The 26,927-nt window shown below is 51.2% G+C and carries 18 protein-coding genes; 13 read left to right on the top strand and 5 right to left on the bottom strand.

Features of this window, described 5'->3' with window-relative positions; translation table 11 throughout:
- Positions 1 to 35: 35 nt before the first annotated feature.
- Positions 36 to 2,393, bottom strand: coding sequence for an EAL domain-containing protein (locus NSS79_RS32080; RefSeq protein WP_342437516.1), 2,358 nt, complete (start codon positions 2,391 to 2,393; stop codon positions 36 to 38).
- 172 nt (positions 2,394 to 2,565) lie between these two features.
- On the opposite strand from NSS79_RS32080, the gene NSS79_RS32075 reads away from it, so the two are divergent.
- The 4 genes from NSS79_RS32075 (at position 2,566) to NSS79_RS32060 (ending at position 6,380) form a co-directional block, all read left to right on the top strand.
- Positions 2,566 to 3,483, top strand: a complete 918-nt coding sequence (locus tag NSS79_RS32075) for a prenyltransferase (RefSeq protein ID WP_342437515.1) — start codon at positions 2,566 to 2,568, stop codon at positions 3,481 to 3,483.
- A gap of 41 nt (positions 3,484 to 3,524) precedes the next feature.
- The gene (locus NSS79_RS32070; RefSeq protein ID WP_076109713.1) at positions 3,525 to 4,298 is read left to right on the top strand and encodes a DUF6081 family protein; all 774 of its coding nucleotides are present in this window, start codon (positions 3,525 to 3,527) and stop codon (positions 4,296 to 4,298) included.
- A 33-nt stretch (positions 4,299 to 4,331) separates the two neighbouring features.
- Positions 4,332 to 5,291, top strand: coding sequence for a 1,4-dihydroxy-2-naphthoate polyprenyltransferase (locus NSS79_RS32065; protein WP_342437514.1), 960 nt, complete (start codon positions 4,332 to 4,334; stop codon positions 5,289 to 5,291).
- A 96-nt stretch (positions 5,292 to 5,387) separates the two neighbouring features.
- Complete coding sequence (locus tag NSS79_RS32060; protein ID WP_342437513.1) at positions 5,388 to 6,380, top strand: Gfo/Idh/MocA family oxidoreductase; 993 nt, start codon at positions 5,388 to 5,390, stop codon at positions 6,378 to 6,380.
- A gap of 87 nt (positions 6,381 to 6,467) precedes the next feature.
- On the opposite strand, the gene NSS79_RS32055 is transcribed toward NSS79_RS32060, so the two are convergent.
- Complete coding sequence (locus tag NSS79_RS32055) at positions 6,468 to 7,832, bottom strand: dicarboxylate/amino acid:cation symporter (protein WP_342437512.1); 1,365 nt, start codon at positions 7,830 to 7,832, stop codon at positions 6,468 to 6,470.
- A 507-nt stretch (positions 7,833 to 8,339) separates the two neighbouring features.
- Here NSS79_RS32055 and NSS79_RS32050 point away from each other — a divergent pair.
- The 6 genes from NSS79_RS32050 (at position 8,340) to NSS79_RS32025 (ending at position 17,948) form a co-directional block, all read left to right on the top strand.
- Positions 8,340 to 9,095: a hypothetical protein gene (locus tag NSS79_RS32050; RefSeq protein WP_342437511.1), complete on the top strand. Its 756-nt coding sequence runs from the start codon at positions 8,340 to 8,342 to the stop codon at positions 9,093 to 9,095.
- A 54-nt stretch (positions 9,096 to 9,149) separates the two neighbouring features.
- Positions 9,150 to 10,055: a hypothetical protein gene (locus tag NSS79_RS32045; protein WP_342437510.1), complete on the top strand. Its 906-nt coding sequence runs from the start codon at positions 9,150 to 9,152 to the stop codon at positions 10,053 to 10,055.
- Positions 10,056 to 10,274: 219 nt separating this feature from the next.
- On the top strand, positions 10,275 to 12,866 hold the full coding sequence (locus NSS79_RS32040) for an S-layer homology domain-containing protein (protein ID WP_342437509.1): 2,592 nt from the start codon (positions 10,275 to 10,277) through the stop codon (positions 12,864 to 12,866).
- 390 nt (positions 12,867 to 13,256) lie between these two features.
- Positions 13,257 to 14,057: an ABC transporter ATP-binding protein gene (locus tag NSS79_RS32035; protein WP_342437508.1), complete on the top strand. Its 801-nt coding sequence runs from the start codon at positions 13,257 to 13,259 to the stop codon at positions 14,055 to 14,057.
- A complete protein-coding gene (locus NSS79_RS32030; protein WP_342437507.1) occupies positions 14,050 to 15,708 on the top strand; it encodes a hypothetical protein in 1,659 nt (552 codons plus the stop codon). Before NSS79_RS32035 ends, NSS79_RS32030 begins: the two co-directional genes overlap by 8 nt.
- A 230-nt stretch (positions 15,709 to 15,938) precedes the next feature.
- Positions 15,939 to 17,948, top strand: coding sequence for an EAL domain-containing protein (locus tag NSS79_RS32025; RefSeq protein ID WP_342437506.1), 2,010 nt, complete (start codon positions 15,939 to 15,941; stop codon positions 17,946 to 17,948).
- Positions 17,949 to 18,189: 241 nt separating this feature from the next.
- On the opposite strand, the gene NSS79_RS32020 is transcribed toward NSS79_RS32025, so the two are convergent.
- Positions 18,190 to 19,884 (bottom strand): methyl-accepting chemotaxis protein, encoded by a 1,695-nt coding sequence (locus tag NSS79_RS32020; RefSeq protein ID WP_342437505.1) that lies wholly within the window; start codon positions 19,882 to 19,884, stop codon positions 18,190 to 18,192.
- Positions 19,885 to 20,131: 247 nt separating this feature from the next.
- Between NSS79_RS32020 and NSS79_RS32015 the strand changes: the two genes are divergently transcribed.
- On the top strand, positions 20,132 to 20,563 hold the full coding sequence (locus tag NSS79_RS32015; RefSeq protein ID WP_342437504.1) for a MarR family transcriptional regulator: 432 nt from the start codon (positions 20,132 to 20,134) through the stop codon (positions 20,561 to 20,563).
- Positions 20,564 to 20,647: 84 nt separating this feature from the next.
- Here the strand turns inward: NSS79_RS32015 and NSS79_RS32010 are convergent, their stop codons facing one another.
- Complete coding sequence (locus tag NSS79_RS32010) at positions 20,648 to 22,525, bottom strand: LTA synthase family protein (protein WP_342437503.1); 1,878 nt, start codon at positions 22,523 to 22,525, stop codon at positions 20,648 to 20,650.
- Positions 22,526 to 22,804: 279 nt separating this feature from the next.
- On the opposite strand from NSS79_RS32010, the gene NSS79_RS32005 reads away from it, so the two are divergent.
- Both NSS79_RS32005 and NSS79_RS32000 read left to right on the top strand, forming a co-directional pair.
- Positions 22,805 to 25,123 (top strand): ATP-dependent DNA helicase, encoded by a 2,319-nt coding sequence (locus NSS79_RS32005; RefSeq protein WP_342437502.1) that lies wholly within the window; start codon positions 22,805 to 22,807, stop codon positions 25,121 to 25,123.
- 68 nt (positions 25,124 to 25,191) lie between these two features.
- On the top strand, positions 25,192 to 26,160 hold the full coding sequence (locus NSS79_RS32000; RefSeq protein WP_342437501.1) for a Gfo/Idh/MocA family oxidoreductase: 969 nt from the start codon (positions 25,192 to 25,194) through the stop codon (positions 26,158 to 26,160).
- Between the two features lie 85 nt (positions 26,161 to 26,245).
- Here NSS79_RS32000 and NSS79_RS31995 read toward each other — a convergent pair whose 3' ends face one another.
- A complete protein-coding gene (locus NSS79_RS31995) occupies positions 26,246 to 26,926 on the bottom strand; it encodes a CidB/LrgB family autolysis modulator (protein WP_342440481.1) in 681 nt (226 codons plus the stop codon).
- Position 26,927: the final 1 nt, after the last annotated feature.

The raw sequence follows: 26,927 nt of genomic DNA, 5'->3' as shown, positions 1-26,927 counted from the left end.
ATATCGTTTTGAGCTTGCCTACAAAAAATGAGTGCTCATTTATTGTGGTAAAGGAGATTATTTTGCGTTAAAAAGTCAGGGATCTCCTGGAATTTTACCGGCCTGCTTATATAGTAGCCCTGCAGCTCATCACTGCCCAGACTGCGCAGCATGTCGAACTGCTCTTCCAGCTCGATCCCTTCGGAGACTACCTGCAGCCCGAGGGTATGGCTAAGCTCGATAATGGCCTTGATCAGCACGTCACCCTGCGGGCCCAGTGTCATCTCGGAAACAAAAGAACGGTCGATTTTGATTACATCAACAGGAAAGCGCCGCAGGTAACTGAGGGAAGAGAAGCCTGTGCCAAAGTCGTCCAGGGAAATGCGGAACCCGTGTCCCCTGAGCTGTTGCAGCGAATGGAAGATGCTGTCGCCCGACACCAGTACGCTCTCCGTAATCTCCAGCTCCAGGCTTGAGCTGGGCAGCCCGTATTCATGGAGCAGCTCCAGCAGCAGCTCAGACAGTCCCGGCTGCATCAGCTGCATGGCGGAAATGTTGACCGCCACGGTCAGCTCCAGCCCATTCTGCCGGAAAGTACGCAGATCGGAGCAGACTTGCCGCAGCACCCAGCTCCCGATGTTTACAATAGAGCCGCTGGTTTCGGCGAGCGGGATAAACTCGCCGGGCGAGATAGGGCCGTATGCAGGGCTTGTCCAGCGCAGCAGCGCCTCCAACTTGGACACCTTCAGGTTGCCGGAGCTGAGGATCGGCTGATAATGGACTTCAAACTCATGATTCACGGCTGCGGAGAGCAGCAGCTGGGAGAGTACATTTTTGCGGCGGATACTTTCTTCGAGATCCTCAGAGTATTGAAAAATGTTGTTGCGGCCTGTTTCTTTGACATGGAACATGGCGAGATCGGCCTGTTTGACCAGAAAGTCAGCGTCTTCACCGTTCTGCGGATAGATGCTGACGCCGATGCTGGCCGTATTGTAGAGGAGATGTCCCTGTATACGGTGGGGCAGCGACAGCGTCTCCCGTATACGCAGCAGCTGCTCGGAAATGCTGTCCGAATCAGGAATGTCGGCGAGCAGGATGGTGAACTCGTCGCCGCCCAGACGGGACACCACATCATAACGTCCGATAACTTGGGAAATCCGCAAAGCGATCTCTTTCAGCATGGCATCACCGAAGTCGTGGCCGAGTGTATCGTTTACGGTCTTGAAGTGATCCAGATCAATAAATACCAGCCCGAGCTGTCTGCCGGTTCCCTTAATTGAAGCAATCGCTTCATTAAGCTTCGCGAAGAACAGCGAACGGTTGGGCAGCTGAGTCAGAGGGTCAAGCATCGCTTGCAGCTGCAGCTCTTCCTGCGCCTGTTCCAAGGAATCAATCATCCGGTTGAACTCCTGCTCCACATCGCTGAATTCGTCTTTGCCGGAAGGGCCGATCCGGATGGATAAATCCTTGCTGTTGCCGATAGCCCGGATATTCCGGGTCAGCAAGTACATTCTTCCAAGGATAGAGCGATTGACGAAGAGGAGACTGGCCACACACATCAGCATAGTGACGGCAAAGAAACACCGCTGGAAGCTGGTGATCGACTGCAGGCCGCTTAAGTAAATCTGCCGCGGATACTTGAGGGTGAGAACGACACCGGGGTTGCCGAACAGGTCGTATATAGTTGTGTGAATGGACATCACGTTGTTCGAGGCAGGGCTCATCCAGATATTGCTGGTTTTGCTCTCCGCGAGTCTGCCGGGGTTCACTGGAGTGATCTGGATGGTGGACGGTGTCTCGTTCCAGATTTGTGCGATCTGCTCCTGCAGCAGCATTCTGCCGGCTACAGCAGTTCCAACAACCGGTTTCGTTTTGTCGCTGTTTACAATAGGGGTGAGGGTGATCAGCATAGGCCCTTTATCCAGTAATACAATGCCGCTGGTGCTGTCCACTGCGCCCGAAAATTCCGGCAGCCGTTGATGAATATCCTTGAATAAGGCGAGAATCTCCGTTGTTAGCGGATTTATGCTGCGGGAGTCCGTGTTGTAAGTGCCACCGTACAAGGGTGTGCCCGAAGGGTTCAGCAGGGCCATCATATCAAAATGGTTAATCTCATAAGTTGTCCGGCTATAGTTACTGCTTAGGTAGGCATCACTAATAGAAGCTGCGGGGTCCGTGGATTCCGCAAACTGGTAGGTTTCATCCCAAACCGAATATTTGAGCAACTGGGTCTTCATACTCTCCAGCTCATTCTGATAAGAAGAGACGGCATTCTCCAGCTTGTACCGCAGTGCGGCTTCATCCAGCTTCTCGAAGCGGCCCAGCAGAATCAGGTGCAGGAGCAGATAAGTCAGCCCTAAGCCGAATAGTGCAACAACACAGATGAAGATCACTAATTTTTTACGCAGCTTCATGTTGCTCCCCTTAGTATCTATAAATTTCGCAGGAAATAAGTACCATTAAAACCAGTGTACCATGATTAGGGAATATTTTGCAGCGCTTTTCTAACCTAACTGTCGAAATTTGATGTATAATATATATGCAATAATAATTATCACATTATAATAGAAGGGGACCAGCTTGGGTATGAATAAATGGATATTTTTTAAGAAAGCTACACGGTTTGGAACCATCCCAGTTATGCTCATACCGGTTGTCTTGGGAACTGTCGGGGCATATGTATGGGGGGGAGAGTTCCATCCGTTTTTGTTTGTTATAACGATCATCGGAGCAATATCTGCGCATCTGTTCTCCAACATGGTGAATGATTTATGGGACTTTCGCAACGGGACCGATATGGAGGCAAAAAATACACCGGGGATGATTTCCACAAACTCCGGTTTTTTGTCCGGAGGTCTGCTCTCGGAGACCGTTTTCGCAGTATTGACCTGGAGCTTGCTTGCAGTCGCCGTGTTTTGCGGCGCGGTGCTCAGTATTTATAGCGGCTGGGAGATTCTCTGGTTTGTAGCGGTAGGGGCACTTATCGCCTATTTCTATGTCGCTCCACCGCTGCGTTTTGGGTACCGGGGCAAGGGCTACAGTGAATTTGCCATTTTCGTTGCGTTTGGCATTATGCCTGTACTCGGCTCTTATTTTGTGCAGACCGGCGAATTCAGCCTGAAGCCGGTACTGCTTTCGGTTCCGGTTGGACTTCTGACGACGCTGCTGCTGTTCAACCATCATTTTCTGCACTGGAAAGCGGACGAGCAGGCAGGCAAGCGTACGCTTGTTGTCGTCTGGGGAGAGCGTAAGTCGCTGATCTTCTCGCGTGTGCTGCTTTATACTTCCTATGCTTCTCTGATCGTCTGCGTGGGCTTTGGCGTGCTTCCGGTATATGCGCTGCTTGCACTGCTCACTGCGATTGCGCCGGTGCATGTATACCGCGGCCTGCAGCCGCAAAATGCCTCACCAGCCTATCTGCCGCTGATGGGCGCCTCGCAGCAGGCCTCCGTGCGCTGCGGTGCAATTATGGCGGTAGCACTGCTGATTCAAGGCTTAATGTAATAAATTGCTGAAGATTAGATGATAGAAAGAGAGTGAACCCCATGGACAAGAATAAAACAAGCAGTGAAGATACACAGGCTGCACAGAATAACCCGGTCGTACTCGGAGACTTTCATACTATATTGTCGGAGGGCAAGGTCTGGAAGACCGGAGGGTTCACCTTGCCGGACGGCTCTTTCTGGGCGTACCGTGAGCCGGAGGCTGTTGTGATTGTACGCAATGGCTACCTGTATGTGCGGGCCCAGCTGTCCCGCCAGAACAACCAGGTGCAGATTCTCGACAATGCCAAGCATATGTATTATTCGGCTCAGCCGGTCGAGGTGCCGGAGAGCGGAGAGATCAGCTTCGAGCTGCAAATTCGCGCCCGCACGCAGGGTACGGCACCCGGAGATCTGTATGACGGTTATGTTTCGCTGAATCTGCTTGATTTCACGACGGGGGCAGCGCTTGATTTCTTTGCCGGAAACGACAAATATGCCAGCGTCTACGGAGTTCTGCCTTTCCCGGGCGTGCAGGTTCCTGAAACCGGCGGCACAAAATACTTCTGCATTTTTAAGGAAGATACGGACTTCAAACCGCGTGAATTCAACACGTATAAGATTACCTATAACCGCGGGAACGATGAGGCTGTGTTCTATGTCAACGGCAAAGAGGTGCGGCGCGAGCAGCATGTGCCAATCAAATTCAACAGCTTCACTGTAGCGCTGGGCATTATGACCGAGAAAGACCTCACGCCCGAAGGCAGTGTGTCCGCCCATGGCCAGACAGTCATCGCCGAGTGGTCTCCGCTGACCATAACAACATCCGCACAATAACCGTGCTTATTTGACAGATGAGGGTGGATCGCCTTGAATGTAAAAAGTTTTCTGAGATTTGTAGAGCTGCCGACCAAGGTGGCTAGTGTTATCCCGTTTCTGCTCGGGTCATTGTATGCCCTGTACCGGTTTGAGGATTTTTATCTTCTGCGTTTTGCGCTCATGTTCGTGTCCCTGCTGAGCTTCGATATGGCGACAACGGCAATTAACAACTATTACGATTTCAAAAAAGCAGCCAAAACCCACGGCTACGGCTATGAGACCCATAATGCCATTGTTCATTACAAGCTCAAAGAAAGCACTGTGGTGGCGACGATTATCATCCTGCTGGTGCTGGCGGTCGGGGGCGGGATTGCGCTTGTCTCCCAGACCGGTCTGATCATATTTCTGCTCGGCGGATTATCCTTCCTGATCGGGATCTTGTATTCATTCGGGCCGATACCGATCTCGCGGATGCCGCTGGGTGAGCTGTTCTCCGGCCTGTTTATGGGCTTTGTCATCATCTTCATTTCGGCTTACATCCATTCCGAGCAGAGTGTTGTTACCCTGCTGTTCCGGGAAGGCTGGATTGATCTGCATATCAACTTTGTGGAGGTCCTGTATCTATTCTGGTTTTCGGTGCCGGCGATTCTGGGAATTGCCGGAATCATGCTGGCGAACAACATCTGCGACATTGAGGATGATATGGAGAACCGCAGGTATACACTGCCCGTCTACATCGGCCGCAGCAATGCGCTGTTGCTGTTTAAGCTTCTCTACTATGTCTCCTTTCTGGATTTGATCGTGCTGCTGCTGCTTGGCATCCATCCTGTTCTGGTTGTGCTGCTGCTGCTGACACTGATCCCGCTGCGCCGCAATATTGCCCTGTTTTATGAGAAGCAGGAAAAGGCGACGACCTTTATCCTGGCAGTCAAAAATTTCGTGCTGATGAGCATGGCCCGCGTTATTGTGCTTGGACTGGCCGTTGTGCTGGATATTTGGATCGCCTCGTAATATCATCCTACCTCTCTAAATAGAGATAAACCTTATTCTATGATATGGTGTCTATAGGTATAAATAGACAATCTAATACAAGGAAGGTGTACATCTATGGCGCAAAAACTTCGTTGGGGAATTATGGGATGTGCCCAGATTGCCACAAATTCGGTCATGCCGGCCATTCAGGAATCGGAATCCGGCATCATCGCAGCAGTAGCGAGCCGTGGACTGGAGAAAAGCAGTGCCGTGGCTGCGGAGTTTGGGATAGAGAAGGCCTACGGTAGTTATGAGGAGCTGCTTGCGGATCAGGATATTGATGCGGTCTATATTCCGCTTCCGAATCATCTTCACCGGGAATGGGTCATCCGCGCTGCGGAAGCTGGCAAGCATGTGCTCTGTGAGAAGCCTATTGCGCTTAACAGTGCCGAGGCGGCAGAGATGGTGGAAGCATGCCGGAAGGCCGGTGTTCATCTGGCTGAGGCTTACATGTACCGGCATCATCCGCGGATTGCCGAACTGCAGGATATTATCGCCCGGGGAGAAATCGGTGAGCTGCGTTCGATCCGCGGAACATTTACATATAATGATGCCGGGGATACGACAAATATCCGGTTTAAATCGGCTTGGGGCGGGGGCTCTTTGTACGATGTCGGCTGTTACCCGCTCAGCGCGGCGCGTATGCTGTTCGCTGCGGAGCCGGAAGCGGTAACGGTACAAGCGATTTTCTCCCCGGAGCATGACAATGTGGATATGATGGCTTCGGGTCTGGTTGAGTTTCCAGGCGGAGTAAGCCTGATCTTCGACTGCGGGATGTGGGCCTACAACCGCCAGCTGCTGGAGGTACTCGGCACGGAAGGCCGGATTGAAATTCCGATGCCGTTCAATGCGAGATTTGAGGATGCGGAATTCATCCTGCATACGGGCGGCGAAGCGAAGGTGATCGAAGCCACCGGCGCAAATCCTTATGTCTGGCAGGCCGATAATTTTGCGGCAGCCGTTTCCGGGGCTAAACCCAAAGTAGCAGCAGATGATCCGGTGCTGAATATGCGGCTGATTGAGACCTGTCTCGATTCTGCCCGCCAGCGGGAACGGATTCTGCTGTAAGTTTTGTTGCACACACAAACGGCTGTGCTGTCCTGGTTCGAGGACGGCGCAGCCGTTTTTTTTAGTGAATATAGGTCAGGCAATAAATTATACGGCGGATGCAATAAGCTCATCTTCGTCGTTGTCGTTATTGAACGCATCCCGGTCGAATTCTCCTTCGGAGTTGGCCACCAACAGGGCGGTGACGGTTGTTCCGGTCGCATTTACAGCTGTGCGGCCCATATCGATCAGTGCTTCCACACCGGCGACGATTGCGATGCCCTCAAGCGGCAGGCCTAGTGCGGTAAGTACGACGGTTGTCGAGATCACTGCGGGTCCGGGTACACCGGCAACTCCGATGGAGGAAATGATGCTGACAAAGACTAGCAGGATATAGTCGGTCAAGCCAAGATCTATTCCGAATACCTGTGCAGTGAAGACAGCAACAATGGCCGGCCAGATCCCGCCGCAGCCGTTGAAGTTGACTGACGCCCCAAGGGGAGCGACAAAGCTGGCGATCCGGGGAGAAACATGCAGCCGTTTTGTAATAACTTCCAGATTAACCGGAAGTACAGCGTAGCTGCTTCTGGTCGAAAAGGCTACGGCAACGGTCGGATAAATTTTGCGGAAGAAGCGCAGCGGATTGACTTTGGCCACAAAAAATACGAGCCCGCCAAACACCAGCACAAAGTGGATAATCAGTGCGACATAGGAGGTTATAATTACACTTCCCAGCTCCTGCAGCGTTTCCCAGCCGTAGCGGGCAGTGATACCGGCGATGAGTGCAAATACACCGTAAGGTGTCAGCCGGATGATGAATTTAACGACCTGATGCAGCACCAGTGTCAATGATTGAATGAGATCACGCACAGGCTTCACGGATTCTGCATTTTTCGAGCCGATCTTGATGATGGCCACTGCAAGGAAGATTGCAAAGATTAGCACCGGCACAACCTTGCCTTCAGCCGCTTCATTGATCGGGTTGGAAGGTACAAGGTCAAGAATGACCTGGGAGAAGGTCGGGATTTCACGGGCGGTGAAGTCGGCGGGCACATCCTGCTGAATGCCGCTTCCCGGGTTGAACAGCAGTGCAACCAGTAGACCTATTATTGAAGCAATACCCGTTGTTCCAAGGAACCAGGCAAAGGTCTTGAGCCCGATTTTACGCAAATACTCCAGATTGGTCAGCGATGCAATACTGTTAAGCACCAGAACGAAGACCAACGGGACGACCAGCATGCGGATCAGACTGACATAGATGCTGCCGAAGGTGGTGATAGCCTTGGTGTCGAACTCCAGATTCTGAAAAAGAATGCCGACGACCAGACCAATTGCCAGGGCTACAATGACCCGCGTACCAAACCCGACGCGCTTGCGGGCCAATAGGAAGAGTACCCCGAATACAAAAATCGATACAACAAAGCCATACCAGTTGCTTTCAATGGCGGTAATCAAGTTGTTGTCGATAGACATTTTTAATAATACCCCCTAATCCAATTAGTTATGTAAGAATTAATGTGGGATAAATATACTGGACGTTCCGCTGCACTGTCAATCCTTTTCTAAAAGATAAGAAGTGTAAATTTACGTTGTGTCGTAGTCTTAATATCCCCCCAGTTTTCTTTAGTTAAGCTATTATATTCGAGGTGGTAATGTTTAATTCCAACAAAAGCGATGAGAAAAATATAATTTGGGGATTGACAAGAAAGTGATCCCTTATTAACATGATATCAATCACATCACAGGATAACTTTTTGCTGTTGAGGATTTGCAGACGGGAATCGACTGGACGACCAGAGGTTCAATCAGTGCTTGCTATTGCACTGTATTGAAGCTCTATTTTTTTTGCCAAAAATCTAAAGAAAGGTAATAAGCGATAGGTGTACCCAATTCAATAGTCCAACATTAGAACAGGCCAAGGAGCGGGCGTATGAACCTAATTACACTGCACCGGGCCAGAGAAAAGGATGGTTACCATTTATGAAAAAGCTCACTGTATCCGTAGTAGCAGCAACTTTGATTTTCTCAGCTCTGACTTATGCGGCTGTGACAGCGAAGCAAGACAATAGTGCTGAGGCGGCAGCAGCACCGGCTGTTGTGAAAACAGCGGCTGACAGTAGTGTGGCTCAGGCCGCTGCACCGGCAGCGACCGGGCCTGCTCAGTCTGTAGAGACGGCTACTGCCACTGCAGCACCGGTTCAAGCGACAGCAGCACCGGCAGCAGTACCGGCAGCAGAACCTGCGACTGAGCCGGCAACTGAGGCGAGCAAGCCGTCCACTCCGGCCAAGGCACAAGAGGTAGTTCAGGCCAAGGCGGAGGTTGTTCAAGCTAAGGCGACTGCCGCTCCTGCGGCTAAAGAGCCGCAGCTCCAGGCAACTGCCAAGGCTGAAGCCAACACCGTAGCTGCTGCTCGTAAAGCGGCCGTGGCACCTAAAACGGCCGCAGCTCCAAAGGCAACTGCGGCTCCGCAAGCAACTGCAGCGCCCAAAGCCGAAACGGTGAAACCGGCTGCTGAAGTACAGGCTGCAGCTACAGCCGCTCCGGCTGCTGAACAGCCTGCCGCGAAGAAGGTGACGTTCTCGACAACTGAGGTAGTCAAGGCGAACACAACTGCTCCGGCGTCAGAAGCGGCTGCCGGCACATCCTCATCCCAAGCGGCCAGCGCACCGGCAGCAGCACCGGCTGCGAGCAATCCGGCGCCTGCTCCGGCTGCTGAAGAGGAAGTTTGCCCTTAAGCTCCTGAAGCTTAGTATGGCAAGTACAGAAAAAGATAAAGTTGAGGTGCGCTAATGAAAAGACAGCAAACACTGAAAAAAATCCTTGCGCCGCTTTTGGCGGCTGCGCTGCTCGTCTTGCCGGTTAACCCCGGCAAGGCAGGGGCTGAGGCGGTTCTTCCACTCAGCGGTTCCGGAACGGTCAGCACATATAATTATTTTTATGAAAATTATCCCCATCTGAATGACCGTAATCATGTGTACAAGACCGCTACATATGAAGATATCGTCAATCTGTTTGAGAGCGAGGGTACTTATGCTGTGCTGGTTGGCGGCACCTGGAGCGAGGAGACCCAGGCCAATATCGGGTTCATTAATGAGGTGGCTAAGGAAACCGGGATCAACGTTCCCGCGATCTATAATTTTGACACCAAGCTGGACGGGGCCACTCTTGATATCGCAGACAGCAATAATCCGTATGCCTATAAATACGTTGATCTGGTCAACAAATATTTGAAGAATCTTTCGCTGTATGACAAAACCGACCGGGAACACAACGTGAGTTATGTGAATGCAGCTGGCGAGACTGTTTCTGCCAACAAGATTGATGCTCCTTTCTTGTTCCTGTACAACAAGGATCATAAGGATGGACAAGGCAACAGCGCGCCTATTGTTTCCTATCAGAAAGACGGTGGGTCTTGGGAACAATTTCAGACAAGCGGCCAGCTTGATCCAGCCAAGGCCGATGCTTATAAAAACTCTGTCAGACAGGTGTTTAAGGCTGCTTCCACTTACAGTGTGATCAATGAATCCGAGTATATTAAATCGGCATTTAACCGGAATTACGCCGGAGAGAACAATGGGAATATTATTTTTACTCCGGAGGACAAAAATCTGGTGCTTGAGCATGTGACCTATCATCAGCTGAAGCAGATTCTGGCCAGTGACGGCAATTATGCCCTGCTGTTTGGGGGTTCCTAGTGCCCGAATACCCAGGCAATCATCAAATATGTCAATGAACAAGCGATCGCGCACCATATAGACAAGATCTATTTCTTTGACACGAAGCTCGATTCGGGGCTGACGGTAGCTGAGCCCGGTAATAATACGGGAACCAACGGACGGGCCAATCCGCATAATAACAATGAGCTGCAGATTAGAACAAGCAATCATCCGTATGCCAATCTCTACGTGGATCTGGTGGATACCTATCTCACCAATATCAAGACAGAGAATAATCAGGCGGCTAAACCCTCTGTGATCAGTTATGTTAATGATCTGAACGAGACAGTCACAGGCGATAGACTTCAAGTGCCGTATCTCTTCACGTACAATAAAGACAACAAAGATGCGGCTGGAGCAAAGGCTCCTATTCTGGGACACGTGGAGCTGATGTACTCCTGGACGAACATCCAGCCGGGTTATGTAAGCAGCGGTTATTCCGACGGTGCCAGATACAAGAATGCCATTCAAGCTTTGAATACTTTGTATTCCCGATTGGAGGCTGTGCCTGCCGGGCTGTACGGCACCGCAGACGGCACCATCAGAGGAGCCAACAGCCAGCTGGAATACAAATACAAAAGTGTGCAGGACTCCGTCTATGAATATCAATCTGCCGCAGGCGATACGATTTCGGGACTGGAGCCAGGAACTTATCTGGTAAGATATAAGGCCACTGCGGGTTTCCAAGGTCCTATTATTAAGCCGGAAGGAACCACGGCCATTCCATACGCTGCGGGAGAAGCGGTAGAAGTGGTTGTGCCCTTGCCCGGAGAGCAGGCCGCCCCTGCAGGATTAAAGGGATTGCCGCCGACAACTGCGGCGAACGCCGATGGACAGATCAGCGGTGCCAAGGGTGCGCTGAGCGCGGAAGAGCTGCAATCGCTGGAATACAGACTGGCAACGGTTACGGAGTATACGTATGCCAAGGATGTATTGCCTGTACATCTTATACCGGGTGTCTATCAGGTAAGATATGCGGCTAAGGAAGGAATTGCGGCAAGCCCTGAGGCTAGCGTTGCCGTTCCGGCCTTCACAGACAGACAGGCGGCACCTACCGGCCTGGCAGGAGTGAAGCCGACTACCTGGGAGAATAAAGACGGGAAGATCACAGGGACCACCAAGCAATTGCAGATCAAGCTGTCCACCGTTACGGAATATGTCTATGCGGGAGACGGAGAAACCACCGGGTTGATACCGGGCGTGTACAACGTAAGATATCCGGCCAAAGAGGGTTATGCAGCAAGCCCGGCGGCCGATGTAGTTGTCCCCGGCAACCTTCAGGAACAGGCTGCGCCAACCGGCCTGACCGGAATAGCGCCTACCTCCTCCGAGAACAAGAACGGAGTGATTACAGGCACAACGACAGCCCTGGAATATAAGCTGTCGGCGGCATCCGTCTACATTCCGGCAACGGATAAAGAAATCACGGGTCTGGCCGCTGGAACCTATAACGTCAGAACTGCTGGTAAGCTGGGCTATAAGCCAAGCCCGGATACCAATGTTGTCGTACCAGCCTATGTGCCGGCAACAGGTTCGGGCGGCGGGAGCGGCGGTGGAACACCGGTTGTGCCGGTACCAAGCGCGAGTCCAGCCCCGTCTGCGACAACATCCGGAGATACAGTGACTACAGTTGCAACTGCATCGGTTAAAACTGACGAGGCTACTGGTGTGACCACAGCTGCTGTTACCGCCGAAGCGGTGGCAGGCCTTGTCAGCAGCGCCAAGGCTGCGGAAGCGCAAGGAAAGAAGGCTGTTCTGGAAATCAAGATTGATGCAGGTACGGGTACCAAGACCACTGAACTCAGCATTCCAAGAAGCGCATTTAATGAAGTAGCTTCCGGCACGAATGCCAGACTTACGATTAATGTCGAGAACGTTGGGCAGATCACCTTTGATTCCACTGCGGTGGCAAGCATCAGCGCAGCCGCCGATGCCGGGACCATTGTCATCAGAATTGCCAAAGTATCCTTAACCGAAGAAGGTAAGGCTGTGCTCGGCGACAGACCGGTGTATGATCTGACAGTTCAAGCAGGAGACAGCAAGGTGGCTGTCTTCGGCGGAGGCAAAGTGCAGCTCAGCCTTCCTTACAAGCTGCAGGCAAGCGAAGAAGCAAACTCCATTATTGTTTACAACATCAACAGTGACGGTGGTCTGGATATTGTCCGGGGCAAATACAATACGACTGCGGGAGCGGTGGAATTTGTAACCCCCCATTTCTCGCAATTTATTATTGCCTATAACAAGGTCAGCTTTGCCGATATAGCTGCCACCGCCTGGTATAACAATGCTGTAAGCTTCCTGGCAGCAAGAGAGATCACTTCAGGTACTGCCGGCAACAGCTACAGCCCGAATGACAACATCACCAGAGGCCAGTTTATCGTTCTGCTGCTTAAGGCTTACGGCATTGCGCCGGAAGCGGGAGCTGAAGGCAATTTCAGCGATGCAGGCAAGACGTACTACAGCGACTATCTGGCCGCTGCCAAACGGCTGGGCATTGCCTCCGGTTCCGGCAACAACGAGTTCAAGCCGGATAGCTATATCACACGTCAGGAGCTGTTCACGCTAGTTTACCGCGCCCTTGATGCTCTGGGAGAGCTTCCCGGGAAGAACTCCGGCAAGGAGCTGACCGGCTTCAGCGATGCAGCTGATGTTGCAGGCTACGCTCAGGAAGCACTGAATGCACTAGTGGAACGCGGTATTGTCGAGGGGGATAACGGAAGAATCCATCCGCTCGACCCTTCGACCCGGGCGCAAGCGGCGCAGGTTATTTATAATCTGCTATCCAAGTAGAAAGACTGCGCTGCAATAGAAAACCGGAATCGGTTAATGTCCTATTCTGCTAGCATAAATACGAGTCATTATAAGGGGCGGCCCTGTAGCCGCTCCTTTTTTTAAATATAAGAATTTATATGCTTCACGCTATAAATTATCCTTCTATTTCTCGCTGAAACGGATACCGTCCTTTTGAGGACGGTATCCGTTTCCACTTGCGTGAATGTATAAGTTTTCAGGGCCTCCGCAAGGGTGCTGTGTTGCTTTCAAAGCCAAAACCCTACTTTGTAGGGTTAGTTTGTTGCGATTGCTCACATGAGGAACGTTGTAAAATTTGATAGAATAGGAATAGTATTGAAAGTTTGTCTTAATGATTTAGAGGACAGCCGATTCGAAAGGAGATTAACAATGGGGCTATTGGAAGAGCCGGTCATCTCAATATCCGGCTTATGGATGAATTACAGTGACAGAATGGTGCTGCGGGGAATCGATCTGGAGGTTCACCGGGGGCAAATCATTGGCTATATCGGACCCAACGGGGCGGGCAAGAGCACTACGGTCAAGATCATGCTCGGGCTGGTAGAGGGTTACAACGGTACGGTGAAAATTTTTGGCAGAGACATCGCTGACGGAGATACTGCCTACAAAAGGCGGATCGGCTATGTGCCGGAGGTCGCAGAGCTGTATGACAGCCTGACCGCCAGGGAGTACCTGACATTCATCGGCGAACTGTACGGCATGAAGCAAAAGGATGCCGATGAGAAAGCGGGAAGGCTGATGGGTCTTTTAAACCTGGAGAGGGCTTACGACATGCGTATCGCCTCCTACTCCAAAGGGATGAAGCAAAAGGTGCTGCTGATTTCCAGCATGCTGCATGATCCCGACATCTTATTTCTTGATGAACCGCTCAGCGGGCTGGATGCCAACAGTGTAATGATCGTTAAGGAAATCTTCGCCTCACTTGCGGCACGGGGCAAGACCATCTTCTATTCCTCGCACATTATGGATGTGGTAGAGAAGATCAGCAGCCGGATCATCCTGATTGACGGGGGAGATATCGTAGCAGACGGCAGCTTCTCGCAGTTGAAGGAGCAGAACAAGGAAGGCTCGCTGGAGGAGATCTTCAATCAGCTGACCGGATTTGACCAGTACCGGGATATCGCCGGTGAATTTGTAGCGGTCATTGCTGAGGGTGCTCCGCATGAATGATTTCTTTGTATTGAAGCTGCTTGACCGGCTGCAGGGAGGCTTCAAGAGAATCGGTGTCGATTATGGTATGCTGCGCAACATTCTTCAAGTAAAGCTGACCATGGACGGAAGGCGGACGCCGACGGTATTTGCGGGATCACAGAACAATAAGCAGGAGACCGAGGGTTCACCGTTCCGGGTGCAGTGGTTTTATTTACTGATCGGTTTGATGATGATTTTCATCGTTATTCCCAAGGGGAATTATATCCTGATGATGAGTATGCTGTTTAGTGTGGTTATGTTCATGATTATGACAACACTGATCTCCGACTTCTCCTCGGTCATGCTGGATTTGCGCGACAAGAATATTTTGTTCTCCAAGCCGGTGAACCGCCGGACCTTGAGCATGGCGAAGAGCCTGCATATTCTCATTTATTTGCTGACAGTCACGCTGACGTTTACGGGACCGTCACTGATCGTTTCGATATTTATCCAGGGAGTGCCCTTCTTCCTGCTGTACGCTGCTGCGGTCATTCTGATGGACTGTTTTATCCTTGTGTTTACCGCGCTGCTCTATTTATTGATCCTAAGGGTCTTTGACGGGGAAAAGCTCAAGGACATCATCAACTATGTCCAGATCATTTTATCCATTGGAGTTACCGTGGGCGCCCAGCTGATTTCCCGCTTGTTCAACATCACTGAGCTGGGCGTTACTTTTAAAGCGGCCTGGTGGAATTTTCTGTTCGCCCCGATCTGGTTCTCTGCTCCGTTTGAGCTGCTGATTGCCGGAAAAAAGAGTGCCCATCTTGCGGAGCTGGCACTGCTTGGCCTTGTGGTGCCGCTGGTACTGCTTGCGGCATACATCAAGCTGATGCCGACATTCGAACGGAGTTTGCAGAAGCTGGCGGAGCAGGGCGCTGCGGGCAAAGATAATGGACGCTTGTCCCGACGGTTGTCTGCGATTGTATGCCGGAACAAAGAAGAGGGGATGTTCTTCCGGTTTACCTGGTCCATGATGAAAAACGAACGGGATTTCAAGCTGAAGGTATACCCGTCCATAGGATTGTCGCTGGTCTTGCCCTTTATCTTTATATTCAACCAGGTGTGGAGCGGAGACATGGAGGCAGTCAGAGGCTCCAAAACCTACCTGTTTGTTTATCTCAGCGCAATGCTGGTGCTGACTGCCGTGCAAATGCTGCGTTATTCGGCCAGCTATAAGGGCGCATGGATTTATAAAGCTATTCCGCTGCCCGGGACGGCCGCGGTGTACCGCGGGATGCTTAAGGCGGTGCTGCTGCGGCTGCTGCTGCCATTGTTTGTCTTGGAAGGAGCGGTATTCGTCTGGCTGTTCGGAGGCCAGATCATTGTAGATTTGTTCGCTGTGCTGCTGGCCTCGCTGCTGTATACCGTCATCTGCTACCGCATGATGCCGCAGGCGCTGCCCTTCTCCGAGAAATATGAAGCTGCCAAGCAGAGTGATTTCAAAGGGATTTCCATTGCTCTGCTGTTTATATTAATGGGGTTTGCCGGGGTTCATTATGTGTTCACCTTGTTCTTTCCGGGGATTTATATCTATTTGGTAATTTTGATAGCTCTCAATTGGTGGGTTTGGCATGTTTCCTTTCCCAAAGCCGCTCCGCGGAACGGGAAGCTCCCAACTCTCGGCGCTTGAGACAGCAGGTAAATATGGACATTTTTTGCCATCCTTAAAAAAGGGGTTCAAGTTCCAGTATTTACTTAGACAGATTTCCAAATAAAAGGTAGAATACACCTGAAGTTAGTTCTCAGGGATCACCTATAATCTTTACACACTCTTCCGTTTATCTGATACTCGTATATTGATTTTATACTTGAGAATACATGACAGCGATAATGATAATATAACCGGCGAAGAGGTCAACTATGGATCAAATGGGAATCCACTATAACATTTGGATTGTTTTGCTATCTTTCGCGCTGGCGGCAACCGCGGCCTATTCAGCGCTTAATCTGATTTCACAGGTTTCCCATTCTACGGGCAAGATCCGGCGTTTGTGGCTGCTGTCGGGGGCATGTGTGCTGGGCAGCGGAATCTGGGCGATGCATTTTGTCGGCATTATGGCCAGCCGCCTGCCGTTTGAAGTAAGTTATCATCCGGGCAGAGCGGTGTTGTCCCTGCTGATCAGCATCCTCTCCAGTTTTCTGGCCCTGGGGATTGCGGTAGCACCCCGCCAGCGGCTGCTAAGGCTGCTGGCCTCCGGCTTCATTCTGGGCGGCGGAATTTCCGCCATGCATTATGTCGGAATGTCCTCTATGGAGATGGACGGCAGACTTCACTATGAGCCAATGGCTCAGGGCATATCTATGATGATTGCTCTTCTGGCTTCTTACATCGCTGTATTTCTGTTTCGCAAGTTTAAGGATTACACCGGCTTCAGTGCCTGGAAGCTCTGCTCCTCGTTGTTCATCGGGTTTGCGGTAACCGGAATGCATTATATCAGCCTGAGTACAAGCCGCTTCGAGCTCAACAGCTGGCTTGAGGCTAAGCCCTTTCTGATGGAGACGGATTTCATTCTGTTGACAGGGGTATCGCTGGTAACTCTGTTTATACTTGCAATTTCTGGAGGCGCCGTGTTTCTGGACCGGCATGTTCTGGAAAAGATGGCCTATCATGACCCTTTGACCGAGCTGCCGAACCGGCATGGACTGGAGCGTTACTTTCTGGATGAGTTCTTTGGGGTGAACTCGGGTGCGGTGTTTTTTGTCGATCTGGACCGGTTCAAGTCGATTAATGACACGCTGGGACATGACATCGGTGATGAGCTGCTGCAGGAGGTTGCAGACAGGTTGATGTGTTGTGTAGGCTGCCAAGGCAAGGTTTTTCGGATGGGTGGCGATGAATTTCTGATTGCGCTGCCGGATTGTACATTAGAGAATGCTCAGGACATGGCTGAGCATGTATTGCGGGAGGTTAAGAAGTCCTACAGCATTAAGGGCAATGAGCTGTATGTTACAGCGAGTGTGGGAATCAGCATGGCTCCCGTGCATGGCACGGACCGCTCTGCGCTGATGAAAGCCGCAGATACCGCGCTGTACACCTCCAAGGATTCCGGCAAAAATAAATTCAGTGTGTTCGACCAGGAGATGAACCGCCACCAGCTGCGGCGGATGTCACTGGAGAAGGATCTGCGCAAGGCGCTGGCCCGCTCTGAATTTATGGTTGTTTATCAGCCGAAGTGGGATTCATTTATGAACGTCACTGTTGGACTGGAGGCGCTGCTGCGCTGGAGGCATCCGGAGCATGGGATCATCTCTCCGGCAGAGTTTATACCGATTGCCGAAGAGACGGGCCTTATTGTGCCGATTACGTACTGGATGCTGCATGATGTATGCGGCCAGAATATGCTGTGGCACAGGGCTGAGGTAGCGAATGTTCCTGTATCCATCAATATGTCGGCCCGGATGTTTGAAGGCGGAGGCCTGTATGATGTGGTGGAGGAGGCGCTTACGCGCTCTGGTCTGGAGCCGCATTTCCTCGAACTGGAGATCACGGAATCCATCGCAATGAACAATATGGAGGAGACGGTAGCACAGCTCTCCAAGCTGCGGAATCTCGGGGTGCGTGTATCGCTCGATGATTTCGGTACAGGGTTCTCTTCACTTGGTAATCTGGATGAGATTCCGGTCAATACGCTTAAGATTGATCAGGTTTTTATCCGCAAAAGCAAAATGCATTCGAAAAAAGCGATTATCAGCAATATTATTGCGATTGCCAGCAACCTCAATATGGAGGTTGTGGCCGAAGGCGTAGAAACCACCGAACAGATAGAACTGCTGCAATCGCTCGGCTGCCGGGTAATGCAGGGTTTCTATTACGGCCATCCGATGCCGGTTCATGAACTGGGTCAATGGTTTATAGAAAATACAGCTTAGACGCTACATAACATTTATATCGCTCAATGTATTATACAAGAGGCTGGTCATCACTGAGAAACAGGATGGCCAGCCTCTTGTTCAAAGATAAGAATTTATATGCTTCACGCTATAAATTATCCTTCTATTTCTCGCTGAAACGGATACCGTCCTTTGAGGACGGTATCCGTTTCCACTTGTTTAGTCTGTTGCATTAAAAAAGCAGCGAAGTCTATTGTTGAGACTTGCTGCTTTTTTAGAATTAGATTTTGAAGTTCTCTACCAGCACCTGCAGCTTCTCAGCAAGTGAAGACAGGAACGCAGCGGAGGACTCAACCTCTTGCATAGCTGCAAGCTGCTCCTGGGAGGAGGCGGATAACGTCTCGGCGCCTTCAGCAGTCTGATTCGATACTGCAACAATATTCTGGATCGCGGTCACGAGCCCGTCGGAGATCAGCGCCAGTTCACGGACGGTCTCCGAAATCTGCTGGCTTTGGGAAGACATATCAGAGACGGAAACCTCTATCTCAGAGAAGGATTGCCCGGCAGACATGATCATTTCTCTGCCCTGCTGCATTTCATCCGTGGAACGTCTCATGGTTTCTCCGGCCTTGTCCATCTGATTTACAATGAGACTGACCAAATCGCCAATTTGACCGGCTGATTTAGCTGAACGTTCAGCAAGCTTGCGGACGGATCCGGCAACTACGGCAAAGCCGCGGCCCTCTTCACCGGCCCGGGCGGCCTCTATCGCTGCATTCAATGACAGCAGGTTGGTTTCTTCAGCGATGCTGGCAATCGTACTGACGATACTCTCAATCTCCTTGGAATGACTGGCCAGCGTATCAATAATAGCAGACAAATTGGTAATGCTGCCGCTGACTACCTGCATCTGCGAGGTGGTGGAATCCATCGCTTCCCGGCCTGTCCGGGCCTTCAGTGCATTGCTGGCAGCATTATTCATGGCGCTGTCCGCATTGTCGGCAATCTCGGTAATAAAACGGGACATGTCCTGCACAGCTTTATAGCTTCCTTCCAGATTTTCCAGCTGCGTATGGGCACCATCGGCAAGCTCAAGGGTAACATTGACACTGTGCTCTCCGGCCCGGTTCGTTTCCTGCGCGCTTGATGAGAGTTCCTGGGAGGAAGAGGCCACCAGCATGGAGGTATCATTGACCTGGGTGATGAGGTAGCGCAGGCTCGACGTCATTTCGTTAAAGTCGCGGGCCAAGGTGCCGATTTCATCCTTGCTCTTGAACAGGAGCGGTTCACGGGTTAAATCGCCCTTAGCCACGTTGTTAACTGAACTGGATAGTTTGGTGAGCGGTCTAACCATGCGCCGGATGGCCAAATACGCGGCAATAATAGCTACTACCAGTATGGATGCGCCGATAATGAAAGGCTGAACGATGATGTCCCTCGTACGCGTCTGAATCAGCGGGCCGTCAAAATTGATGGCCATAAGTGCGATAATGGGCTTCGTGGGGTCATGATCCTGATAAATGGGGCCGTACCCGGTTTTGAGGGAGGTGCCTTGATATGTATAAACTTTGGAGTATGCGGAATGCTTCATGGTAGTAATCATTTCTTTATCTTTATCCGAAAAATAGAAAGTGTCGCCGGCCTTATAGCCTCTTTCTTTGAAGCTTTTGTCTGCGGCAAGCACAGTACCGTCCAAGGATAGGATGAATGCTTCCTTGAAAATCGGTTTATGGTTAATAATCCAGCTGATCCGGTCTTCTACAGCGGCCACCTTGCTGCTGTCACCTGACACCAGTGCCGATATGTCAGCGGGATCTACTAGGCCGGTAGTAATGTTCGCACAGCCTACCAGTTCGATACCTGCAGCTTCATCCACTTGTTTGTAAGCCGCGCGGTATCCGAAGAACCCGATGGATGATCCGACAAGAAGTAACACAATGAGCATCATCCAAGTTAATTTTGTTGCCAATTTCATGTTTCGTACCACCAGCCCTGACTACATATATTCAGTGAATCACTGTTCACTGCTACGATTATAGCGTATCGCGGCTCTTAGAGCAGTAGCTAGAATGTAGTATTTTTGTGTCGAAAAATGCAGAGTTTTCCTAAAAAAATCACTTTTGCAATGACTCTGATCATGTCCAAAAAGACAAAAGCATTGAATCATCACCTGCCGAAATGGTACGCTTAAGGCAGGACTAACGGACTGGGAGCTGAAAGGGATGCCGCAACAAATCGATCCGTTGATTGAAGCCGTAGGATTGTCTATGTGGAGGGTGCAGCGTAAAATCACTTCACAGATGTCATTGCATAAAGAAATCGGTCTAACTGTGCCGCAATTCGGACTTTTGCGCATGATCGCACAGGAGAAAAAAGCACGGGTGATCCAACTGGCCGATAAGCTTGAGGTGAAGTCCAGTGCGGTTACAGTCATGCTGGACCGGTTAGAAGCGCTGGGACTTATCGCACGCGAGCCGGATGAGAATGACCGCAGAGCAGTTATTGTGACTCTGACAGCCAAGGGTCAGGAGCTGCTGGAGGAAGCGCAGTACCGTTCGCTGCTGCTGCTTGCTGAACATTTATCAATCCTCAAGCCGGAGGAACTGCAGAACTTCGCGGACTATTACCGGTTCCTTGAGAAGCAGGAACGATAACGTGATTGGCCTGACGGATACAGAAAGAGCCGCGCTCCAAATGGGAGCGCGGCTCTTTTTGCACTGCTGCTTAATCCGCCTGTGTTATTCTACGGCGGTCTTTTTATCCGGCAATTGGGTCACATAGCTGTCTGACAGCTGGCGCAACCGTAAAGCATTGGTATATTCATCTTCGGTACCGGCAGGAGTTTTCCCTCCGGCAGCCAGTTTATATTGCGTATTGTCTTCAAAGCTGTTCCCGGGGATCAACAGCCCGGAGCTGGCGATGAAAGAACCGGTTGGCAAATAATAACGCTGCGGCAGCAGATTGTATGTCTGGCTGAGCAAGTCCTGGCCAAAGTGGATATTGTTCGCCATGGAGACACCCAGCAGGCTGGCAGCCGTTGGCATAATATCAATTTCTCCGCCAACTTGTTCCAGAGTTTGTGGCTTGAGGCTGTCTCCGGCATGAATGATTAGCGGAATATTGAGCATATCGGAATATTCATATTCATGTCCGTATATTTCAGTCATCAGTTCTTTGTCATCATGGTCCAGTGAATAAATCGGCAGTCCCATATGGTCTCCGTAGACCATGATCAGACTGTTGTTCCAGACGCCACTTGCTTTGAGCTCTTCAACAAATTGTCCGAAAGCATAGTCGGCATAATTCTGCGAACGGATATAGTCTCCGACAAAGGTACCCTCATAACGCTCAGGCAGTTTCATTTGATATTTCTCTGCGGGAATGGTGAACGGATGGTGCGCTGACATGGAAATGACCTGAGCATAAAACGGCTTGCTGCTGTCATCCATTTCTTTCAGCTTCTCGGCAGACCGGCGGTAGAGCACTTCGTCGGAAGAACCGAAGAAGAAGGTATCTTCATCGCCGAAGAACTTATGGTCGTAATATTGCTCCCAGCCCAGTGAACTATAGAGCTCACCGCGGTTCCAGAATTCCACATCATTCGTATGGAAGGTGGCTGTCTGATACCCGTTGGCCTGCAGCAATTTCGGCAGACTTGGCAGATCCTTGTCGACATATGCCATCGTAGCCGCACCTTGCGGCGGAATATAGTAAGAAGAGTTAACAACGAACTCCGCATCCGAGGTATTTCCCTGCCCCACCATCTGGTAGAAGTTAGGGAAATAAAGGCTGTCATCCATTAAACGGTTCAGGTTCGGCGTAATTTCCAGACCGTCCACTTTTAGCCCCATCAGAAAGCTCTGGAAGGACTCAAGCTGAATGATGATCAGGTTCTTGCCTTTGGCAGCACCCTGAAGCGGGGAGACAGCTGCGGGATCAATTCCCTTCAGCTTGTTGATAGCATCCTGCGTAATCTCACTGGCGTTCACAAGCTCGGTTTTATCTTGAGCAAAAATAGTATAAGCCTCATAATTGAGGATACCCATCTCCTGCGCTTTCTTGATCTCATTCATACTGGCCTTATTGGGCAGTATATTGAACAAGCAGAGTGCGAAGGAAACGGCGAACAGCACACTGAAGGAAAGCTTGCCGTTGCGGCGGTGGTCACAGCGGTTAATATTATCCTTTTTATACGTCCGGCCCTTCTTATTAAAGAAGAAATAGATGCCCAGGATGATGATGTCAGCAAATATCAGCAGATAGTACGGGTCCATCAGTGAAAATACGCTGTTGCGGACAGCAGTGACTTGGTTCACCTGCTCTGCCGCATGGTAAGTGACAATAACTCCGTAATATTTAAAGTACATAATAGCGGCGAAAAAGATCGCGGTAACGAGCAGATTGACGGTCATATAATAACCAAGCTTCCGTTTGGAGGCAAAACGCTCAATTAGGCAAAAAAGCGCCCAGACAAAAGGAATTTCGGTTAATATTGTTTTCCAAGGCAATAAATCTCCAAAGATTACACCCCAAGCCAGACAGCTTTTGAGAATGAAGATGATAGTGAAGAATACAAATGGCTTAACCAACCATCGTTTAATAGTAAGGGATGACACAGCTTCGCCTTCTTTCTGCAAGATGAAACGCCGTTTCCCGGCTAGGAGGACGCAGCGTATAGACAAAAGAATTCCATATTAATAGAACTTATTATGCAGTGCTGGTGGAGGAATGTCAAAAATCAGAATCGTCGTATAACCACCATGGACCGCGTAAAGCGGTATGCGCAGGAATGAAGCCGAGATTATAGCACTCAGATCAGTTTATATCATGGAAAAGGGACGAAAACGGCCACCGATGCTAAAAAGGGGCTCAGGAAATAATGGGGGTGGGCATACATGGAATATGCGGAAATAGTTCTTTCAGTGAGATCCCTCGTGGAATATGTCTTTAGCAGCGGCAGTCTGGAGCCGGGATTCCGCAGTGGAGCAGCGATGGTGGAGGGTACGCGTATTCATCAGCACATTCAGAAGCAGTATAAGGAGGGAGACCGTAAAGAAGTCTACCTGAAGACAGAAATTGCCCATGAAGGCCTTATATTTATGATCGACGGACGCTGCGACGGCCTGCTCACCGGGGAGGACGGAAGTGTAACGGTCGAAGAGATCAAATCAACTGCCGGTCCGCTCGACCCTGCTTTCGAAGGCCGGGAGGTGCACTGGGCGCAGGCATACATGTACGCCTATATGATATGTCTAGCACAGGAGCTTACTTCTATTGAGGTCAAGCTTACCTATGTCCGGCGGGGCGGTGAAGAGCAGCGTAGCCTCTACAGGCAGTTGTCCAAAGAAGAGCTGATTACCTTTGCCGTTGATACGGTAGCGAAGTATGCCCCTTATGCCCAGCTGATGGTTAGGCATGAGGCGCAGAAGGAAGCCAGCATCCGCGGGCTGTCGTTTCCCTTTGCCGAATACCGGCAGGGACAGCGGCATTTTGCAGCCGCGGTCTATAAATCAGTCACGGAGGGCGTCAATCTGTTCGCTCAGGCCCCGACCGGCATCGGCAAAACGATGTCTACCCTCTTTCCTGCGCTCAAAGCATTGGGAGAAGGCAAGGCAGCCGGGCTGTTCTATTTGACCGCTAAGACGGTTAACCGGTTCGCCGCGCAGGAGGCAATAGCCATGCTGCTGAAAGGCGGGCTTCATGTGCATGCTATTACGCTTACGGCAAAGGAGAAAGCCTGTTTTCGTGATGAGGGGCTGTGCACCAAGGACTTCTGTCCCTTTGCCGACGGATATTATGACCGGATCAATAACGCGCTGCTGGACATGCTGGAGCATGAGACGCTAATGACACAGGACGTCATTGCCAGGTATGCCAAGAGACATCAGGTATGCCCGTTTGAATTTTCGCTGGATGCCGCCTATGCCTGTGATGCTGTTATATGTGATTACAATTATATTTATGATCCCCGTATCAGCTTAAAGCGGCTGCCGGAGGAACGGAAGAAGAAGACGGTGCTGCTGGTGGATGAGGCACATAATCTGGTGGACCGGGGGAGGGAGATGTACTCGGCAAGTCTGGCGAAGGCTCCGTTCCTTTCGCTGCAGCGGCAGTACAAGACCGTCAACCGCTCACTTGGCGTTGCCGCCAAAGCGGTGAATGCTTTTTTCATTGCCCTGCGCAAACGCTGCAGTGAAGAAGGGGCAGGTGAATGGACGATGTACCCTGAGGAGCTGCCTGCCCTGCTGGAGAGTTTTGCCGCAGAAGCGGAGCTTGAGCTGCTCAGCCCTTCGCCTATCTCGCTGGTTGTACAGGAGGGGGGAGAAGACGGTGAAGGCGGGCTTTTGGATACGTATTATGCAGTGCAGGGGATGCTGCGCACCTTCAAAACCTATGATGAACGGTATGTCACCTATGCGGAAGTCCAGCGCGGGGATGTGGTGCTGAAGCTGTTCAATCTGGACCCCTCCTTTTTGCTGCAGCAAATGGGCAAGAGCTACCGCAGCCAGATCTTCTTTTCGGCTACGCTGTCGCCGCTTTCCTTTTACAGAGACATGATCGGCGCGGGCGAGGAAGACTACAGCCTGAGTGTGCCCTCTCCCTTTCATAAGGAGCAGTGGCAGGTGTCTGTGCTGCCAGTCTCCACCCGTTACCGCGACCGGGCGGATTCTCTGCTTCCGCTGAGTGATGCACTGAAAGGATTGGTCTCCCGGAAAGGCAACTATCTGGTGTTCTTTCCTTCGTATGTCTATTTGCAGAATGTTTATGAGATATTCGCGGACAAATATCCGGAGGTCCCCACGCTGGTGCAGAGCAGCGGCATGAGTGAACCCGAGCGGGAGCAATTCCTCTCCTCCTTTCGCCCGGATAACCCGGAAACGCTGCTTGGCTTCGCCGTGCTGGGGGGGATATTCTCGGAAGGTGTGGATTTGCCCGGTGACCGCCTGAACGGTGTGATGGTTGTAGGGGTAGGCTTGCCGCAGGTAGGGCTTGAACGTAATCTGCTGCGTGAATATTTCCAGTCCCGGGGCAAGAACGGTTTTGATTACGCCTATGTCTATCCCGGCATGTGCAAGGTGCTGCAGGCCGGGGGCAGGCTGATCCGCAGCGAGAATGACAGCGGAAGCATTGTGCTCGCAGATGACCGGTTCCTGCAATATCCATACCAGCAGCTGCTCCCCGGGGAATGGAGAAACTACCTTGTACTGGCTTAAACGCTTATAATCTAATTGTACTTCTATGAAAAGATGCTCTTGACTAGAGCGCTACAGGAGGGAATTAAATGACACTTAATATCGGAATCGTAGGAACAGGCTGGTTCTCCAAGATGCATGCCGATTTGCTCACAGGCATGGAGGATGTGTCGCTGAAAGCCATCTGCGGCAGCAGCAAGCAGAAGGGTGAAGATATGGCCCGTCCGTATGGAGCGGAGGGTTATGGTGAAATGACAGAGATGCTGGAAGCCCATAAGCTGGATGCCGTGTACATTTGTGTGCCTCCACAATCGCATGGAGCAATAGAGCGGGCGCTGATTAAGAGAGAGATTCCTTTCTTTATCGAGAAACCGCTGGGGTCAAGCACGGAAATTCCGGCAAGTCTGCTGCAGGATATTAAAGAACATAATTTGCTGACCTCGGTTGGCTATCATTTCCGTTATCAGGAGAACATAACGCGGCTGAAACAATCCCTGAGTGGAGATAAGGTAGGTATGATTGTCGGACAATGGATGGGAGGGATGCCCGGCGTAGCCTGGTGGCGCAACCAGGAACAATCCGGCGGACAATTCACGGAACAGACGACCCATATCGTCGATCTGCTGCGTTATCTGGCCGGTGAGGTGACAGAAGTATACGGTATGTTCGGCAACCGGATCATGCATGAGCAGCACGAGAATGTAACGGTAGCCGATGTGGGCACAGTGTCGCTGAAGCTGGCAAACGGCGTGGTTGCGAATATTTCCAATACCTGTGTGCTGCCGGGCGAGGTTGGCCGTGTCGGACTCAGCTTCTACAATGACAACGGGCTGCTGGACTGGAATCCGGAACGTCTGCTGGAGGTGCGCAGCGGCGACAGCAAGGAATTCGTTAATGCAGGCAATCCTTACGCCGTGGAGACCGAAGCTTTCCTGCATGCGGTGCGGACCGGAGACCGCTCGCGGATTCTCAGCGATTATGAGGATGGCTACAAAACGCTGAAAGTAACCTGCGCGGCATATGAGTCGGCTCAGCGCGGCCTGCCGGTGAAGCTTTAGGAATAGCCGCTTCTGGCTTTAAGTAAAAAGAAACCTGCCGGATCGGTTGAATGATCGGCAGGTCTTTGGCCCAAGCCGGGTCGGCCTAGTGGAGGAATACCGCGAGAAGTGCCGGTGCAAGTCCGATCGAGAACAGCGCCGTCAGAATCATCGAGATACTGGAGATGGTACCGGTCAGGGAGCTCAGCTCAAAGGCTTTGGATGTCCCTGTGCCGTGTGCGGCGGTTCCCAGCGATACACCGCGTGCAATTTCGTTGTCAATGCGGAAGAGGCGGAGTACGGTTGGCCCCATCAATGTTCCCAGCACGCCGGTGAGAATTACGAAAACAGCCGTAATGCTCGGGACGCCGCCAATGCTTTGCGAGATGCTCATGGCAATCGGTGTCGTCACCGAACGGGGCACCAGGCTGGTCGCCAGTTCCCCGCTTAAATGCAGCCACTTTGCCAGCAGCATCGAGGAGAGCACTGCAATTACTGTACCCGAGAACACGCCCGCCGCAATTTCGGCGGCGTGTTTTTTGAGTACTTTGAAGTTTTTATGGAGTGGGATTGCAAAGGCGATGGTCGCCGGCTGCAGCAGATCTGTAAGCCATTTGCCTCCCGCATTGTAAGATTCATAAGGGATGCCCATCAATAGCAGAAAGAGGATAATCGCCAAAGGTGTTATGATGAGCGGAGAAGCATACATCTTGGTGCTGGAGGCATAAATACGTTTGGAGATGAGATACACAGCAATGGTGAGACCTAGCAGCAGCAGTCCTGTAATC

This window comes from Paenibacillus sp. FSL L8-0436, assembly GCF_038593025.1.
Classification (GTDB): Bacteria; Bacillota; Bacilli; order Paenibacillales; family Paenibacillaceae; genus Paenibacillus_AQ.
Note: the sequence above shows the minus strand (reverse complement) of the source record. Positions and strands in the feature narration are given on the sequence as shown.

What these genes read in the sequence shown, in the direction of transcription:
- NSS79_RS32075 (WP_342437515.1), top strand. Translation starts at nt 2,566, where the DNA reads ATGAATAAATGGATATTTTTTAAGAAAGCTACACGGTTTGGAACCATC.
- NSS79_RS32025 (WP_342437506.1), top strand. Translation starts at nt 15,939, where the DNA reads ATGGATCAAATGGGAATCCACTATAACATTTGGATTGTTTTGCTATCT.
- NSS79_RS32035 (WP_342437508.1), top strand. Translation starts at nt 13,257, where the DNA reads ATGGGGCTATTGGAAGAGCCGGTCATCTCAATATCCGGCTTATGGATG.
- NSS79_RS32070 (WP_076109713.1), top strand. Translation starts at nt 3,525, where the DNA reads ATGGACAAGAATAAAACAAGCAGTGAAGATACACAGGCTGCACAGAAT.
- NSS79_RS32005 (WP_342437502.1), top strand. Translation starts at nt 22,805, where the DNA reads ATGGAATATGCGGAAATAGTTCTTTCAGTGAGATCCCTCGTGGAATAT.
- NSS79_RS32000 (WP_342437501.1), top strand. Translation starts at nt 25,192, where the DNA reads ATGACACTTAATATCGGAATCGTAGGAACAGGCTGGTTCTCCAAGATG.
- NSS79_RS32055 (WP_342437512.1), bottom strand. Translation starts at nt 7,832, where the DNA reads ATGTCTATCGACAACAACTTGATTACCGCCATTGAAAGCAACTGGTAT.
- NSS79_RS32045 (WP_342437510.1), top strand. Translation starts at nt 9,150, where the DNA reads ATGAAAAGACAGCAAACACTGAAAAAAATCCTTGCGCCGCTTTTGGCG.
- NSS79_RS32020 (WP_342437505.1), bottom strand. Translation starts at nt 19,884, where the DNA reads ATGAAATTGGCAACAAAATTAACTTGGATGATGCTCATTGTGTTACTT.
- NSS79_RS32050 (WP_342437511.1), top strand. Translation starts at nt 8,340, where the DNA reads ATGAAAAAGCTCACTGTATCCGTAGTAGCAGCAACTTTGATTTTCTCA.
- NSS79_RS32030 (WP_342437507.1), top strand. Translation starts at nt 14,050, where the DNA reads ATGAATGATTTCTTTGTATTGAAGCTGCTTGACCGGCTGCAGGGAGGC.
- NSS79_RS32015 (WP_342437504.1), top strand. Translation starts at nt 20,132, where the DNA reads ATGCCGCAACAAATCGATCCGTTGATTGAAGCCGTAGGATTGTCTATG.
- NSS79_RS32080 (WP_342437516.1), bottom strand. Translation starts at nt 2,393, where the DNA reads ATGAAGCTGCGTAAAAAATTAGTGATCTTCATCTGTGTTGTTGCACTA.
- NSS79_RS32060 (WP_342437513.1), top strand. Translation starts at nt 5,388, where the DNA reads ATGGCGCAAAAACTTCGTTGGGGAATTATGGGATGTGCCCAGATTGCC.